General features: G+C 63.0%; 14 protein-coding genes. 5 read left to right on the forward strand and 9 right to left on the reverse strand.

The window, feature by feature from the left end:
* Positions 1-25 precede the first annotated feature (25 nt).
* From PO605_RS27260 to PO605_RS27285, 6 genes are all read right to left on the reverse strand, one after another.
* Positions 26-1,651 (reverse strand): tannase/feruloyl esterase family alpha/beta hydrolase, encoded by a 1,626-nt coding sequence (locus tag PO605_RS27260; RefSeq protein WP_047470287.1) that lies wholly within the window; start codon positions 1,649-1,651, stop codon positions 26-28.
* Positions 1,652-1,783: 132 nt separating this feature from the next.
* A complete protein-coding gene (locus PO605_RS27265) occupies positions 1,784-2,749 on the reverse strand; it encodes a helix-turn-helix transcriptional regulator (RefSeq protein WP_082001501.1) in 966 nt (321 codons plus the stop codon).
* Between the two features lie 117 nt (positions 2,750-2,866).
* A complete protein-coding gene (locus tag PO605_RS27270) occupies positions 2,867-3,613 on the reverse strand; it encodes an anti-sigma factor (RefSeq protein WP_047470292.1) in 747 nt (248 codons plus the stop codon).
* Complete coding sequence (locus PO605_RS27275; protein ID WP_047470297.1) at positions 3,610-4,188, reverse strand: sigma-70 family RNA polymerase sigma factor; 579 nt, start codon at positions 4,186-4,188, stop codon at positions 3,610-3,612. Before PO605_RS27275 ends, PO605_RS27270 begins: the two co-directional genes overlap by 4 nt.
* Before the next feature lie 65 nt (positions 4,189-4,253).
* Positions 4,254-4,826, reverse strand: a complete 573-nt coding sequence (locus PO605_RS27280) for a DUF3455 domain-containing protein (protein ID WP_052195760.1) — start codon at positions 4,824-4,826, stop codon at positions 4,254-4,256.
* A 292-nt stretch (positions 4,827-5,118) separates the two neighbouring features.
* A complete protein-coding gene (locus PO605_RS27285; RefSeq protein ID WP_047470300.1) occupies positions 5,119-6,111 on the reverse strand; it encodes a TerC family protein in 993 nt (330 codons plus the stop codon).
* A gap of 136 nt (positions 6,112-6,247) precedes the next feature.
* Between PO605_RS27285 and PO605_RS27290 the strand changes: the two genes are divergently transcribed.
* Positions 6,248-7,141 carry a LysR family transcriptional regulator gene (locus tag PO605_RS27290; protein WP_047470304.1) on the forward strand — a complete coding sequence of 298 codons (894 nt, stop codon included), beginning with the start codon at positions 6,248-6,250 and terminating at the stop codon, positions 7,139-7,141.
* Between the two features lie 324 nt (positions 7,142-7,465).
* On the opposite strand, the gene PO605_RS27295 is transcribed toward PO605_RS27290, so the two are convergent.
* Together PO605_RS27295 and hchA are read right to left on the reverse strand one after the other, a co-directional pair.
* Complete coding sequence (locus tag PO605_RS27295; protein ID WP_047470306.1) at positions 7,466-7,990, reverse strand: AAA family ATPase; 525 nt, start codon at positions 7,988-7,990, stop codon at positions 7,466-7,468.
* A gap of 230 nt (positions 7,991-8,220) precedes the next feature.
* Entirely contained in the window at positions 8,221-9,069 is an 849-nt protein-coding gene (hchA, locus tag PO605_RS27300) for a glyoxalase III HchA (RefSeq protein ID WP_047470309.1), read from the reverse strand.
* Positions 9,070-10,310: 1,241 nt separating this feature from the next.
* On the opposite strand from hchA, the gene PO605_RS27310 reads away from it, so the two are divergent.
* From PO605_RS27310 to PO605_RS27325, 4 genes are all read left to right on the forward strand, one after another.
* On the forward strand, positions 10,311-10,967 hold the full coding sequence (locus PO605_RS27310; RefSeq protein WP_082001502.1) for an RNA polymerase sigma factor: 657 nt from the start codon (positions 10,311-10,313) through the stop codon (positions 10,965-10,967).
* Positions 10,964-12,064 (forward strand): FecR family protein, encoded by a 1,101-nt coding sequence (locus tag PO605_RS27315; RefSeq protein WP_052195762.1) that lies wholly within the window; start codon positions 10,964-10,966, stop codon positions 12,062-12,064. The genes PO605_RS27310 and PO605_RS27315 overlap by 4 nt, the downstream gene beginning before the upstream one ends.
* Positions 12,065-12,284: 220 nt before the next feature.
* Positions 12,285-12,491, forward strand: a complete 207-nt coding sequence (locus tag PO605_RS27320; protein ID WP_047470313.1) for a hypothetical protein — start codon at positions 12,285-12,287, stop codon at positions 12,489-12,491.
* Between the two features lie 92 nt (positions 12,492-12,583).
* Complete coding sequence (locus PO605_RS27325; protein ID WP_197065113.1) at positions 12,584-15,064, forward strand: TonB-dependent siderophore receptor; 2,481 nt, start codon at positions 12,584-12,586, stop codon at positions 15,062-15,064.
* 401 nt (positions 15,065-15,465) lie between these two features.
* Here the strand turns inward: PO605_RS27325 and PO605_RS27330 are convergent, their stop codons facing one another.
* A complete protein-coding gene (locus tag PO605_RS27330; protein WP_047470319.1) occupies positions 15,466-16,404 on the reverse strand; it encodes an NAD(P)H-dependent flavin oxidoreductase in 939 nt (312 codons plus the stop codon).
* Positions 16,405-16,454 lie beyond the last annotated feature (50 nt).

Below are 16,454 nucleotides of genomic sequence, written 5' to 3' on the forward strand. Positions count from 1 at the left end.
CTTCTGGTGCAGGCTGCCGGCACTGTCACGCTGCGGAGCAACTGAAGCTTTCCGCCTTGGCTGGGTCGCCCCGGCCATCGTAGCGTGGGAACTTCGGGTATTCGCACACGGGCCGCTGCAGCACCGGCCGCCTGGTGCCAGTGCCTGCGTTGGCGGGCTCGTAGCGGGTGGCCACAAGCCTGTCGGGCGCAGTGCCACGCTCCACCCAGGCGTCCATTGCGGCCAGCAGATCAATGCTCACCGGGTCGGTGCCCGGGCCGTCGAGGTTGTGTCCTATGGAGGGCGAACTGAGCATGCGCGCAAAACCCTGCACCTTGCTGGCGCCCAGGCGCGTTCGCACGCTATCCAGGTAATCCGCCGTGCGGTAGACCGAGACGCAGGTGTCGCCCATGCCATACCAGACGAGCAGCTTGCCGCCGTTGTCCGCGAAGGCGGAGAGATCGGGATTGTTCGCGTCGATCATGTTGGCCAGGCGCAGGTACTGGGACTGGTACTGCGTGGGGTCATGGGCCAGCAGGTCGGCATTAGGATTGCCTTCCACCAGGCGTGCGGCGGCCTGGGCTGCCATGTAGTTGAACGAGTCCCGCGCCGCGAAGCTGGGGCCGAACACGTAAGCCTCCCAATCAGAGGTCGCCGCGCCCCCGCGCCCATAGCCGGGATAGCCGCGCGCGCCTTGCGACACGGTCACCGGCACGTCTTTCTGCGCATAGATCAGCCGTACCGATTCGATCTGCCCCGCAGTGAGGCAGCTGTCGTTGTCGGCGCCGGTGCACAGCAGGTCCGTTGGCACGTAGTTGCAGGCGGCCACATTGCCGATGATGCCGTCCTTGAGACCGTCGAGGTCATCGCAGGCCTGTGCCTCGGCCTTGGCGTACAGGGCGATCTTTGCCGGGCTCAACCAGTTTTCGGGCTTCGAGAAAACGTGGCGCAGCAGTGTCGGACCCAGGTTGATCTGATGCGCCTGCTGGCTCATCGCGGGCTCCATGGCGATCACGCCGTCGTAGTCCCTGGGGTAGTTTTGGGTGGCTGCCAGTGCGGAGCGTCCTCCGTTGGAGTGTCCGATGTGGTAGCGGCGGGCAGGCCGCTTGCCATAGAAATCGGTGGCAATGGCCGTGCCCACTTCGAGCACAAAGTGATTGGCATCGAAAGCATGGTTGCGCAGCGCGACATCGCTGGCACCCCAGGCAAAACCGGGCGCCACGTGGCCCGAGTCGGAACTCATCTTCACATAGGTGTGGGCCGAGGGGCCGACGATGTGCTGGTACCAGGGGTCGTCGGTGGGGATGAATCCATCGAATCCGCCGCCACCGATCGTCAGTGTCTTGGTGTTCCACGTCCCGCCTGCGGGCAGTTCCACAGCCCAGTGAATGGTGGACTGTGGCGAGGAGACGATTTCTCCGCGCACGATGCATACCTCGGGCAGCAAGCCCTGTGCGGCACGCAGTTCCGTGCGCGTGATCGTGGCACCGTGGGGCAGGTTGGCCGTGCGGTAGGCGGGGCACGCCTGTGCAAGAGGCTGGCTGGCGGCGGGAATTTTGTCGCCGCCGCCACCGCAGCCGCCGAGCGTCAGGGCGGTCAGCGTGCCCATGGCGGCAGCGAGCAGGCAGGGGCGACCGCCGGGCGTACCTTCGGGCGATGGGGTGAAAAACATGGGATGCGTCTCCTGTTGTTGCTTGGATACGGAGCCTTCGGGCTCCGGGGCGCAACGATAGAGGCCGGCCGGCGCGGCACGGCCCCTGCAAATGCAGAGGAGAAGGGAAACCACCAAGGCGATTCGCGCCAGCTATTGGAGGTGCAGCGCGGCGATCAGTTCCACCTTGTTCTTCACGCCCAGTTGCGTGTAGGCGCTGCGCAGGTAGGTGCGCACCGTGGCGGGCGACAGGCCCAGGGAGGAGGCGATTTCCTTGTACGACCGGCCGTGCGCATACAGCGTGGCGGTACTCAATTCGCGAGGAGCCAGCGGCTGCGGGCCGGCGTGGGGCGACGGCAGGCTGATGGACATCAGGGGCCCGCAGGCCGACAGGCGCAGGCGGCATGCCTTGCCGCCCATGCCGCCAATGCCGGCCAGCTGCAGGCTTGCGGGCAGGGTGGCGGGGAGGGCTGCCAGCATAGCCGGCGGAAGACAGGTGCCCGACCATCCTGGGAACGCCGCCGCCAGGGCCTGGCCCACGCGCAGGCCGACGAAGAGCAGGGAGCCGTCGGCCGCGGCCAGGGCATATCCGTCCCACGGCCCATTCTGTGCAGGCGCTGTCTGCAACTGCTCCAGCCGGTACTGCCAGTGACCGAGCAGGTGCGGCACGAATTCGCCGAACAGTGCTGCCTCCGTGTCCGTGAAATCCTCGCGCCCGGGACCCCGGTACAGGCATGCGAAGAACATCAACCCGCTGCGCGGCATGGCCACCGTGATGGCCATGCAATGGTAGAGATCGTGGCGCTTGCAAAACTGCAACAGCTCCGGAGGGTCGGCATCTTGCGGCATGTCGTCGCCACTCGAGCGCAACACTTCACCGAGGCAATCCATGGACTGCCGCGCGAACGGGTCTACCACCGCCAGTGCATTCCACTCCGCTGCAAACGTCCTGGCCAGTCCGATGCTGCCGTGCAGCCAGTTGCGCGGTGGTGCATCTCCCTGGCTGGCCGATACCTCGCCCCACCACGCTGTGTCGAAGTCCACCAGCGTGCTTCGCAGCAGCTCCAGGCATTGCAGCAGCAAGCGCTGCGGCGGTGCGGTACGGCTCAAACCTGCCATTTGCAAGAGACTGGCGCTGAGCGCGCGCAAGGGCAGTAATTCTTGTGCATTCACGATTTGTAGGGTGAGCCATCAGCATTGTTGCAAGGCATCCAAGCCTCTTCTGGTCACGATGCCTCAGATCTGTACGGCCCTGCCGATGAACTGAATGGGCCCTGTCGGGCGTCCGCTCGGTGAGCCGCCTTCTGGCTCCAGGGTGAGCTCGAAAAGCTGATTCGGCTGCAGAGGCGGCAACTGGTCAACCGGCACTTCGATGGCTTCGCCCGGTTTGACCAGACCCAGGGACACCGGCGCTTTCCAGCCGTCGGCCTTGGTCCAGAACTGCAGGGATTTTTCCGCCGGAATGGCATCCTTACCCAGTGGCACAAGGCGCAGACGGCCTTCAGACTGGGCCTGGACCACCCACCCGGGGGCCTGATTCTGCGGCGCTGCCAGCACGACGAAGTAGCGCGGGGCAGCCGGCGGTGATGCCTCTCGCACCACCAGCACAGCCGCGAGCAGTGCTGCAGCGGCAAAGCCGCCACCCGCCAAGCCGCGCCAAAGGGCGAGGCTATTCCAGTGCCACCAGGCACCATGCTGTGCGTGGACCGCTGGCCGGGCCGGCTTGACGCTGGCCGCGATGCGCTGCCACAGCGTTGCGGAGGGCTCGGCGGGGGGAGCCAGCTGAACCAGCGGCAGGAGCCGTTGCTCCCATGCCTGCACGGCCATGCGCAACGCAGGCTCGTAGGGCAGACGGGATTCGATGGAGCGGCGCTGGGCTGCATTGAGGGTGCCCAACACGTACTCGCCAGCCTGCATCTGGAGATCGTCCGGGGAGCCGCCATCCGTCGACTCTGAGGGATTTGGGTGGGTGTCGCCGCTCATTGCATGCACTCTCTCAGGGCACGCAGTCCGCGTTGAACCCAGGCCTTGACCGTACCAAGCGGCGCCTGCACACGCGCCGCAATTTCGCTGTGGCTGCAGCCGTCCACGTAGGCGTGCAACAGGCAGGCGCGGCGCTCGGGCTCCAGCCGGTCGAGGCAATCGCCAAGACGACCCAGCGTCGCCTGCCGCTCCCATTCACTGCCGCCTTCCTTCCAGGCCGAAAGTGCGGCCTGGGCGTCATGCGCTTCATGGGCAGTTTCATCCAGCACGGTTTCGCGTGCGCCATCCCGTACACGGTTGAGGGCGGCGTGCCGCACCACGCTGTAGATCCACCCTCGACCACTTCCGCGATTGCCGTCGAAGGTGGATGAGCGGTTCCAGATGGAGACAAACGCATCGTGAAGCACGTCTTCCGCAGCGGTGCGATCGCCGACGATGCGCAGTGCCACGCCCAGGAGAAAGCGCGCCTCGGCCTCATAAATCCGCTGCAAAGCATCGCGTTCGCCGCGTGCACATGCATGCAATGCTGCGTCATGGTCGAAAGCTTCGTTGTTCTGGGAGGCAGCGGGCGGCACGAAATGGAGCGAAGGGGGCGTTGCGGGAAATCCTTCGTCCAGTGTATCCGCGCCGCTGCCGGCTCTTACATGGGCTTCCAGAAGATGTAGTCGGCCTGGTACTTCACGGTGGTCTTCTGGCCCTTGTTGGCAGCCATGCAGGGCTTGTCAGCCGGCGCCACTCCGCCCTGGAGCGCCACGCGCTGGATGTAGCTCACACCCTCCAGCGCGCCGCTGCCCATGGCCGGGTTTGCCTTCACCAGCTGGTAAGGCAGATTGCCTGCGCCGGACGGCGCCACAGCCAGCTGGGTGGCGGTGAGTTTGGAGCCGTCGTTGGCCTCCCAGGTTGCGGGGGGACCGTAGTAGCGGCCCACTTGTTTGCCCATGCGGTCCTTCAGTACAGCATCGGGTCCTACAAAGACCCATTCCGTCTGGCCAGGCGCGTTGGCCTTGTCGCGGCACTCGTAGGTGATGTCACCGCTGCCTACGGTTTCCCACGCAACCTTGTTCCCTGCAGGAACCTGTATGGGGGCGGGCAGCGATGCCTGGGAGAAAGTGCTGGCCTGCTTGTGCATCGAGCCACAGGCAGTGAGCAGGGCCGCTGTGGCTACAGCGAAAGAAACGGCGGCGGTGCGGGGTGCGGAACGAGAGGTCAACATTGCAATTCTCCAAACAGTTTTGTGAAGGGGACTGAAGCAGCGCATTTTTTGGGCTGCTGCTGGTACTACCCGCCATCGCATCGTTTGGATGCACCCCATGCAAAAATATTTTCGAGAAAGAGGGTGAGGGTGATCTTTGACCAGCCGCTGCTCGTGATTGATGGCCCTTACTTGATTCGCACTACGGCTGAAGCCAGCTCGCTCGCAGTTCTTCTGCCTGCCGCGCCAATCCGACCCAGTTGGCCTCTGAGGACAGCGGCTGCATCGCGCAGCCGCTGCCAAATCGGAATCGTCACCGGACCTCCGCTGCGGCCTGCTTGCCGCGCGTCTTCCACAGCGAGACGAGGACGCCCCCTGCTATTAGCCCGAAAGTCACGCTTAACGAGATCATTGCCGGGATCTTTCCAATGATGCCCACTAGGAAAATCTTGCTGCCAATAAAGACCAGCACCAGAGCCAGCGCGTACTTCAGGTACTTGAAGCGATGGATCATCGCCGCCAGCGCAAAGTACAGCGCGCGCAGGCCTAGGATGGCGAAGATGTTGCTGGTATAGACGATGAACGGGTCAGTCGTGATCGCGAAGATCGCCGGCACCGAGTCGACCGCAAAGATCAGATCGACAAACTCTACCAGCACCAGGGCGAGAAACAGTGGGGTCGCGAAGCGCTCAAGCCGGCCAGTTTCGGGATCCTTTATACGTACCCAGAAGGCGTTGCCGCGCAGGCCGTCGGTAACGCGCATGTGCCGCTTCAGGAACTTCAGCAGCGGGTTGTTCGCGATGTCGGGCATGTGGTCGGCAATGATCCACATCTTGATGCCCGTGAAGATCAGGAATGCACCGAACAAGTACAGAACCCAGCTGAACTGACTGACCAGCGTTGCGCCCAGAGCGATCATGATGGCGCGCAGCACGATCACGCCCAAGATGCCCCAAAACAGCACACGGTGCTGGTACTGCCGCGGGATCGCGAAGAAGCTGAAGATCAGCGCAATCACAAACACGTTGTCCATCGACAGCGACTTCTCGATCATGAAGCCGGTGTAGTAGTCCATGCCGCTCTGAGCTCCCAGGTACCACCACACCCAGGCACCGAAGACCAGCGCTACGCTGATGTAGCCGGCCGACAGCAGCAGGCTCTCGCGCACGCCGATCTCCTGATCGTCCTTGTGCAGCACACCTAGGTCGAATGCCAGCAGCGCTACGACGATACCGACGAAGGTCAGCCAGACCCATACCGGCTTGCCCATGAAGTCGGACGTGAGGAAGGGAGTGATAAGTTCCATTTTGCTCTTTCAGTGAACGACGGTCTGATGCATTGGTGAAGGTGTAATGGAATGGCTGGAGTTTAGGGATGGTCTTCGTTTGAACAAACCAGAGTTATTCGCACCTAAGATTCGGTTTTTCCGCACTGGAGCACGCATGCTGAACTACCGCCATCTGCATTACTTCTGGGTTGTGGCCAAAGCAGGTGGCTTCGCCAGGGCAGCCGAGCGGCTCGACATGGCGGTGCAGACCATCAGCGCTCAGGTACGCGAGTTGGAGAAGGCATTGGGTCATGAGCTGCTCAAACCCTCGGGCCGTGGCGTGGCGCTCACTGAAGCGGGCCAGGCCGCCTTCGCACGCGCCGAGGAGATCTTCCAGCTTGGCCAGGTCATTCCTGAGGAGGTGCGTGAAGCGGCTAACGGCAAGGTGGCGCGTCTCGCGGTGGGATTCTCCGACGGCATCTCCAAGCTCGCCGCTCACGCGCTGCTGGAGCCGGTGCTGACAACCACCAACCTTCGCCTCGTCTGTCACGAAGGCGAATTCGAACAACTGCTGGGTGAGCTCGCGTTGCACCACCTGGACTTGGTGCTTGCCGGGCAGGCCGCACCACGTAACCCCAATTTGCGCTTGTCTAGCGAACGGCTGGTAGATGTGTCGGTCGAATGGTATGGTCCCGCGAGCATTGTGGGCAAAACCGAGCGCGATCGGTTTCCGTACAGCCTGAATGACCTACCCGTGCTGCTTCCGACCGGTCACTCGGCCTTGCGCACGACGCTGGAGCACTGGTTCATGACCCAGGGCCTGCGACCGCGCATCGTTGGAGAGTTCGAGGACAGCGCACTGCTCGCTGTCTTCGCTGCGCGAGGGCTGGGCGTATTCCCGGTAAGCCGCCTGGGCGCCGCCGGCATCGGGGTGATGCGGGGCCTGAGACTGTTGGGAAGCGCCGATGGCGTGAAGGAAGAGATCCACGCCATTCGCTCTCGGCGCGGCCAGCATCATCCGCTGGTGCAGAAAATTATGGCCGTCGCGGCGACCGGAGCCGTCGACTGAGTCGCCGACAAATCGGACGACCGTTCGGCAGGCGGTGGCGTAACAGGTTCAGGCTTGCTGGAGCTCTAGCGCCTCGCCGCGAACCGACTCACGATAATCACCGATGTATTGACCGAGCGATTCCTGCGCAAATGTTAACTTTTAAGACTGAGCACCTAGAGGCCGCAGATGACCCTTGCCAACGGGTTTCTAGCCGGATGCGGCCGACGGCTTCAGGCTGATTGCCGACGTTCAGTGGAGACAACCAGACGACGGCTCTCGACCCTGAGCCGACCTTCGCCTGGCCCGATAACAGTCTTTCAAGACGCGTGCTGGCCGGCTTGCTCAGAGGTCAAACGACGCGTTCGCCCCCTCCGTGACGAAGCTCACCTCGAGCTCTTCGCATTCGAATTCGTCGGGAGACTCCCAAAGCTTGCTCGCCATCTCGAAGACATGGTCCGGTACGACCATGGAAAACGTGGGACCTCGCTCTTCATTCCTGCGCTGAACACGCGCACGACGAATTTCCAAGGGCGCGTCGAGGACATGGAGGTGAGGCGGAAATCCTTCGTTCGTGATCATTCGACAGAACTGGATTCTTGGTTGCTGCTGGATCAGGCCAAGTTCGAGCACAACGTCTCGACCCGACGCCAGTATTCTGCGGCTGTGGTTCCATATCAGACCCAGCAACCGTTCCTTTCGCTCAACATACCAAGGCACAAAATCGCCGCCCGGGCGGTCTGCGCTGAACAGCGTCGCAAACCACTCGTCGAGCGGGATGTGCACGCCGTTGCTGCTTGCAGCCAGAGCCGCGCCGAAGGTGGATTTGCCAGCCCCTACCGGGCCTTCGATCAAATGAACTCGAGACATGCTTGACGGTCACCAATTAAGAAACGGACGAGATTATGACGCGGCCTCCACTGCTAGCTCCTGGCAGGCTGCGACTGTCGCAGTGCCGAGCCCTTGCGCCAGTGCGCGGCGTGGCTGGTGCTGTTCATTCTCTTCAGGCGCGGCCCGCCGTGTGAGCCGCCATGCAGGCAAGACCAGAGCGTGCCAAGCGGCCTGATTGCGGCTGACAACACCCAACGGAAACGGTCACGTCAGGCCGTGACTTCCGCGAGCAAGGTTTCGGCAGCAAGCTTGCCGAGCGCATTGCCAGCCAGCGGGCTGTCGCCCGTAATGAGCTGCCTGTCCCGGTGCACGGCGCCCGAGATGCCATCGTTCACGATCTCAATGCCCAAGGCCTTGAGCCTTTCGCCGAACTTCCAGGTCAGGTGACCCGGCATGTAGCCGATGTCGGGGGTCTGCGCATCGAGCGCGTCGGGGAAGGCACATATCTTGTAGCCACGGTAAATGTCGCTGTCGCCAACCGCGAGGAATGCGGCAGGGCCGTGGCACAGGGAGATGACGAACCGTTTGTGGGTGGCCGCCCATTCCAGCACCGCCCCCACGTCACGGCTGTCGGGCAGGCCGATCAGTGCGCCATGCCCGCCAGGCACGAAGATGGCTGCATATTGCTCCAGGCCCTGCGCAAGCACAGATGACAGGCGCAACGGCTGCTTGAACTGCGGGTGGTACTTGTCGAAGAAGCCCTTGACCGTCTCGTCTTCGGAGGGCATGGCCCAGAACTCGAACTTGACGGGGTTTCCCGAAACCGTTGCCACGTCGAAGGCGAAGCCTGCCTTGTCGAGGTGGTACATGGGCAGCAAGGTTTCGACCGGATGGTTGCCGGTGGAAAAGAAGCTGCCGTTGTCGGTCAGCAGGTAGCGCTCGTCCGCGCCGATCATCAGGATCTTCTTCCTTCCTTGATAGGTGGTCGCGTAGTCAGCATCCCGCAAGTCGGACTTAGGCGAGGTGAACTGACTGAGCGAGTAGCGGGATGGAAAGAACGCATTGAACTCGGCCGGATCAGGTTGAGGTTGCTTGTCCTGGGTCGCTTGTTCAGCCATGGGGTACCTCTCGGGTAGGTTGCGGAAGGCCCTACGATGCTGCAGCAAAAATCCTGTGGCAGTGAGGCATTTCCGTCAATGCAGTGCAGACAAAGTCGATGCTCCGCTTGTAGCTACTGGACAGGATCTGCGGGTGCCCTGCATCTGTTCGATGTTCCCGACTGAGCCCATGTCATCCATCGACGCAAGACTCAGAGCCAAGCCTTTATGACCGGCATGGCCTGTGAAGCCGATGCGATGTACGTGCACTTCAGGGCCTTCGGATCGCTCGATGCAATTTGCTTCGTAGCCAGTCCCTGTTTCTGAATGAATGGCGCTTGCAGGCTATGCCAGGTTCATGCTCGTTGCGCGTCAACTCACAGTTCGCAACCAGCCTGAATCTGGCGGCCAGCCGTCGGTTGTCGACCCTCTGCTGTCGGTCGCTTGGCGAACTTGAACGGCGGCTGCGCAGCGGTTGCAGCCGTTCGATCCGGGGATCTAACCGTCCGGTCACGCTGCAAAGCCGACACCGACGGGCCCAGGACAAACGACTGCAACGGGTCGAGAGCCGGCGTCTGGTTGTCTCCGCTGACGTTGGCAAACAGCCTGAAGCCGTCGCTTCTAAGGCAGCAGTTAATGGCTGCTCCTGGCTGGAGCCGAGTCTAGATAATTGTGGGCACTGCACCACAAAGCGGACCTTCGGCGCATCACCTTGAGAGTCCGGTTGAGGGCAGGCAACCAACGGGTGCGGGGCGTCATCAAACGGTCCCGAGTAGTCCTTGGAGGTGCTCCTGCAAGTGACTTCTTCTCGCCGACACTAGCAGTTCATGGACCTCGTTGACAGCGGACTTCTCCGACTAAGCGCATGCAGCGGGAGTCTGCCTCCTGGCACACCCATGCCCTCATACTATCGGCCAGACGTGGGCACTGCTGCTTGTCGTACTTCGCGAAAAAATTAGCCAAACGGAAAAGTGGTCGGGTGCATTCATCGTTCCAGTGCGCGCGTCAGGCGCGTCCATCTTTTCTTTGGTGCCATCTAGCAGCACTAAAATTGGAAAATTTCAATTCAGCCAATCGACATCCGCTCATAGCCAAGTCCGCCAGGACCTCGTTGCTTATCGACGTAGGAGCATCGCCACTGCGGATCGAGGCTTATCTGCGTGCATTGTGGCTATCTTTTCGTTTTTGTGCGCTGACATCTTTATCGCCCTCGCAGGTTCACGAGTGTCTCTACTGGTCGTGCAAGAAACACTGGTCAGGCCATGAAGCTCGACCCCCAATCCTTCGCACAGAGTGCGCAGACGCGGGCTGCCAAACCAGCGTGCAACGATGAGCCGTTAACTTCCCTTTACCGGCGTTGGCGCAACCCGCTGGTACGGCTGTTCCAAGGGCGTAGCCGCGATCGGGCGCAGGCCGAAGATGCCACACAGGACCTGTTTGTCCGTATGGCCATTTCAGGAAAAATCCTCGGGCCAGAAGAAGAAAAGCCTTATCTCAGTACCGTCGCGCGCAGTGTTGCCACCGACAACTGGCGCAAGAGTGGACGCGATTGCGCCTTCGAAACCGTCTCGATGGAGGCGGCCTCCGAAGAGCTGGAGTCGCTTCGCGCCGACGACGCTCTTTCCCCGCTGGAAATCGCCGCGCATCGCCAGCGGATTGCCCGCCTCAACGAGGCCGTGGCCGAGCTGCCCGAGCGCCAGCGCCAGGCCTTTTTGCTCAACCGCATCGACGGACTGAGCCACGACGAGGTGGCGGCCGCCATGGGCATTTCCCCGCGCATGGTCGCCAAGCACCTCAACAGGGCCATGGCCTATTGCCATCTGCGCGTGAAGTACGGCAGCGTGGAGCAGATGCAGCGCCTGCACACCACCCACGATCCCAGCGAAGAGGGCGCCGCAGAGCGCAAGGACATCCCATGACCGACGCTCCACGACCTGCGTCCCTGCCCGAAGGCCTGTCGGCCCAGGCATTGATCGACGTGCACGAAACTGCTGCCGAATGGTTCATGCGCCGCAGCGAGCCCGGCTGGACGGGCGCCGAGGAGCGCGCCCTGGAGGGTTGGCTGGCCCAAGCACCACTGCATCGAGAGACCTTCGAGGGCATGTCCCTCATCGGCCACGACCTGCATCAGATTCCGCTGGCGAAGAGTCCTTCCTGGCGCATGGTGGCTCGCAACCGCGCGGCCGTGACAGCGGTGCCCGCCGCGCCTCCTGCCTCGCTGCCACGCGCAGCCGGGCTTGCTGGAGCGGCTAGTCTGAGTTCCCCCTCCCGGGGACGTCGCAACTGGGCGTCTGCAGCCGCCTGCGCCTGCGTGGTGCTGCTGGCGGGCGGTGGCTACGGCTGGCACCGCTGGGACAACACGGCCAGCTTCCAGCTGGACGTGGCCACAGGCCATGGCGAAACCCGGGCCATCGAACTGCCTGACGGATCCAGCGTTACCCTGAACATCGACAGCAGCCTGCAGGTGCGCTTCTACCCGGGGCGCCGGGAAGTCCTGCTCGACAGGGGCGAAGGCTTCTTCCAGGTTGCAGCCGACACCCGCCGTCCTTTCACCGTCGACAGCGGCGTCAGCCAGGTCAAGGTGGTGGGTACTGCGTTCAATGTGCGCGCCGTGCCGCCGCAGATCGTCGTCAAGGTGCTCGAAGGCAAGGTCGAGGTGCGGCCCGACCGCCATGCAAGCCAGGGCCAGGTGCTGCGGTTGGGGTCGGGCAGTGGCCTGTCCATCGATCCTTCCACCGGGCAGACCCGCAGCATGCACGCCGCTGCCGCCACCGTGGGCGACTGGCGCACCGGGCAGATCCAATTCCAGAGGGCACCGCTGGGTGATGTGGTTCTGGAACTCTCACGCTACCTGGGCCAGCCCGTCGTTTTGGTCAATCAGGACCTGGCGCGCCAGCCCGTCTCAGGCGTTTTGTCCACGGCCAGCCCGAAGCTCTTCCTGCAGGCGCTGCCCGAACTGCTGCCGCTGCGTGTGCAGCAAACGGCCGACGGCGGCTGGCGCATCTCCCGCCATTGAGCCGCCGAGCCACGACACGGCCGGATATTGAAAACATTTTGATACAAATTGATGCTGCAGCCAGGGTTCTGAACTTGGCCCGTGCCTGCGTTCTTTACCTGTAGGGGGTGCGAAATCTTCGCGTCTCTCGACTGCCAGCCAGCATGCAGAAGGCCTGCGCCTTTCGCCGATCCAGCCAACGGTCACCCAGCGTGCGCAGCTCCATGCCCGCAAGACACAGTTGGCCGACGAAGGTTGCTGCACTGGCGTGTTCGCATACCTCGTTGTGACCACCCGGAAGGCCTGCCATCCGCACCCGGTGCGCGATGCGCTGGCCTGGCCCGGGCTGCCTGCCGATCTTGCCCGCATGGCGCGCGCCGCCCGCGCAGGCCGGTGCCTGCGCGTATCGACGACAGAACAGGAATTCAAATGCGAGCAAGAAAACTGAGGAGCGCTTTGGCGAGCAATGTATTGGCCATGTATGGCGGAGGGCATCGTGGTACGGCGACTTTGTCGGCGCACTACAGCGCTGTGGCCGCCATGGTGGCCACAGCGCTGGTGACGATGGCCATGCCTGCCGTGGCACAGGCACAGCAGCAGGCGCGCGTGGCCTTCAGCATTGCCGCGCAGCCACTGCCCACCGCGCTGCGCGCCTTCGCTGCGCAGGCCAGGCAGCAGTTGCTGTTCGATGAAGACGGGCTGGCCCACCTGCGCGCTCCCGCGCTGGAGGGCAGCTACTCCCTGGACGAGGCGCTCAAGCGCCTGCTGGCGGGTTCGGGAATGGCCGCCAGGCAAAGCGGTCCGGGCCTGTTCACCATCAAGGAGGCGCAGACGATACCTGAGGAGCAGGCCGCCACGCTGCGGGAAGTGCGGGTGGAGGCCAGACGCCTGGGCGAAACCGAGGGGACTGGCTCCTACACGAGCGACGGCATCACGATCGGCAAGACGGCGCAGGCGATGAGAGAGCTGCCGCAGTCGGTGTCCGTGCTCACCAGGCAGCGGCTGGACGATCAGAGCATCACCGATCTGGGCAAGGCGGCCGAGCAGATCGTGGGACTGACGGTGCAAGACAGCGGCCACCGTCTGACCGACATCTATTCACGCGGCTTCGCCATCGATAGCGTGCAGATCGATGGCGGTGCGCCCATGTCCACGTCCAGCGGCAACTACACGTTCATCTCCTATGACATGACCGAATTCGACCGCGTCGAAGTCCTGCGCGGAGCGGCTGGTCTGCTCAATGGAACGGGCAATCCGGGCGGCGCTGTCAACCTCGTGCGCAAGATGCCCACATCCAAGCCGCAGTTCAATTTCACGACCAGTGCCGGGCGCTGGAACAACTACCGCACGGAAGTCGATGCCTCAGGCCCTGTGGCATTCGACGGAAAGCTTCGGGGCCGTGCCGTGGTTGCCTATGAGGACCGCAACTACTTCACCGATCTGCGCTCCACGAAGAAACCCACGTTCTATGGCGTCCTGGAGGCTGATGTGGGTCCGGATGCGGTGCTGGCCGTGGGCGGCAGGTACCAGCACATCAAGGAGAACGGCACACCGCAGGGCTTTCCGAGGTACAGCAACGGCGCCGACCTGCGCTTGCCTCGCCATACGGCTCTGACGGCTCCATGGGCGTTCGAGGACACCACATCCACCGAGCTTTTTGCCAAGCTCAGCTGGAGGCTGGCGCCGCGCTGGACACTGCGCGCCAACGCCACGATCACCCAGGAGGACAGGGACGTCAACGGCGGCTATGTTTCAGGGGCCGTGAATCCCGTCACCATGGCGGGGTCGCGCTGGGTCGGCTCGGACCAGCACAGCTGGAACAGACAGAAGATGGTGGACGTCAACCTCAGTGGCGCCTTCGATCTGTTCGGACGCACGCATGAACTTCTGGTGGGTGCAGACATGCAGGACATCAACAGCAAGTGGCAAAGCTTCGTCGTGGATCGCGCGACGGGGCAGGTGGCCGATCTCTTCAACATTGGCTCGACGCCCTATGCCTCCGGAAACCTGGCCCGCGGCCAGCTGTTTCGCAGCTACGAGCCGAACGACACCAAGCAATATGGCGTCTACGGAACGCTGAGGCTTGAAGTCGCGGACCGTACCAAGGTGGTCATCGGTGCACGTGCGAACAAGTACAAGTTCAATCAGATCTACGGCACCTACCTGAACAACAGCTGGCAGATGACCGACACCTGGCGCATCGCCAGTGCTACGCAGTACAAGGAGCCCACGCAGGTCGTGCCCTTCGGTGGCGTGATCTACGATCTGACGCCGCAGTGGTCGGCCTATGCCAGCTACGCGGAGATCTTCAACCCGCAGGCTTACTACAAGTCGGGCCCCGCGCCAGGTACCGGGCTGGAACCCATGCACGGCAGCAACAGCGAAGTGGGTCTGAAGGGCGAGCTGCTCGACGGCAAGCTCAACACATCCTTCGCGCTGTACCGCGTGGTCCAGAAGGATCGTGCGATACAGGACACGCGCTACCCCACCAGCGAAACGCTGTTTGCCGGCGCATGCTGCTATGTCAACGCCGGCAAGGTGGTGAGCCAGGGTATGGACATGGAGATCAACGGCGAAATGGCGCGGGGCGTGAACCTGTATGCCGGCTACACCTACAACAGCAACCGCAACAAGACCGAGAACGCGGTGTTCAGCACCATCACGCCCAGGCACTCGCTGAAGTTCTTTGGAACCTGGCAGCTGTCCGGCGAGGCATCGGCCTGGAAGATCGGTGCAGGTGCCACGATCAACAGCAAGCAGTATGTCAAGGGCACGGCCGCGACATGGAACGAGGCCGCACAGAACTGGACCGGCCCCTCCACTCCCTTTGCATACACGCAGGGTGGCTACGCGGTGTGGAACGCGCTGGTGGAGTACCGCATCAACCCGACCTGGCAGCTCTCGCTCAACGTCAACAACCTGTTCGACAAGTGGTACTACCGAACGGTGGGCACGTCCACCCTGGGCAACTACTACGGCGAGCCTCGCAACTGGATGCTGACTCTGCGCGGGCGATTCTGATCACATTAAGGATCTGTAAGTGCAGCACGCCACGGATTCGTTCGTGGCGTTCGTCTTTTCGGGCAATGTTCGCTTTGGATCAGTCGCTGGCCTTCGCCAGCGATCGTTAGCCAATATGCAATCTCGCGGCTTACGGCCAGACCTCGTCCAGATTGACCCGCGTCGAGCGACCGTTCCCCCTGATAGCAGACATAGGCGAGTCGACCGCAATGGGTCGATTGCAGGCCGATGCGATCGACCGCTGGAGTGGAGCTCAACGCTTATTGTGCTGAGGCACCGAATCTTGCGTGCAACGACCGCTGACGTTGGAAGCACTCATTGGGCACAGCGGCGAGAACGACAGCAAGGGGTCGTCAGCCGCCAAGCTACATCAAGCATGGACAATGTCCGCTTCGATCACGTCACGCTTGATACTCCCGAGCCAATTGTCTAACCAGTGCGGCTACGGTGGATTCTGAGTTCACGCCCGAGACAGAGTGCCCCGCGCTCCAGATGTCGGTCCAGCGTTGGTTGGGTGCGGGGTCCGACCCGCCGCCAAAGCGGCGTCGGGCTTCCTGCACGGTCACGTTTTCGTCCAGCATGGTCACATCGATGCCCAACCGCTCGGCCGATGGCCGCAGGAAGCTCGCTGGCAGGCCGGTAAATGCGCGGGTGAGCAGCACGTCGTCCAGCGAACTGCCGATCAGCATCTGCCGATAAGCATCGCTGGCCAGGCTTTCGCGGGTCGCAATGAAGCGCGTGCCCATGGAGCCCAGGTCACAACCCAGCGTGCGCGCTGCACGCAATGCCACGCCGTCGGACAGCCCGCCGGCCAGCACCAGGGGCCCATCGAATACATCGCGTACGGCGCGGACGAAAGCGAAAGGATTGGCCCAGCCGGTGTGCCCTCCGGCTCCAGCAGTCAACAGCACCAGTCCGTCCGCCCCCGACTCGATTGCGCGCAGCGCGTGATGCAGCGATGCCACATCGGCAAACACATGGCAGCCGGCTGCATGTAGCCGCGGCACCACGGCGGCAGGTGAGCCGACGCTGGTGATGACCATCGATGCGCCGTGGCGCGCGATGACCTCCACTTCCGCCATGACCTGGGCGGGGTTGCGCCGCATGATGAGATTGGGGCAGTAGGGGGCGGTGCCTTCGGGGGCTGCGCGGGCCTCTTCGTCCAGACGGGTCAGCCAGGCATCGAACTCTTCGAGCGTGCGGCAGTTTGCGGTGGGAAAGGCGCCGATCACGCCTGCGGCGCACGCGGCAGAGACCAGCTCAATGCCGGAGATGCGCAGCATGGGCGCGGCGATCACAGGCAGAGTCAGGCGATTCAGGAAAGGAAGCTGTGCGCTCATGGCAGATGGGCTTTCAAAGCGATGAGAGGAGGGGCGCAGGGTGAGGCTGG

It is taken from the genome of Delftia sp. DT-2, assembly GCF_028401915.1.
Taxonomy (GTDB): domain Bacteria; phylum Pseudomonadota; class Gammaproteobacteria; order Burkholderiales; family Burkholderiaceae_C; genus Comamonas; species Comamonas tsuruhatensis.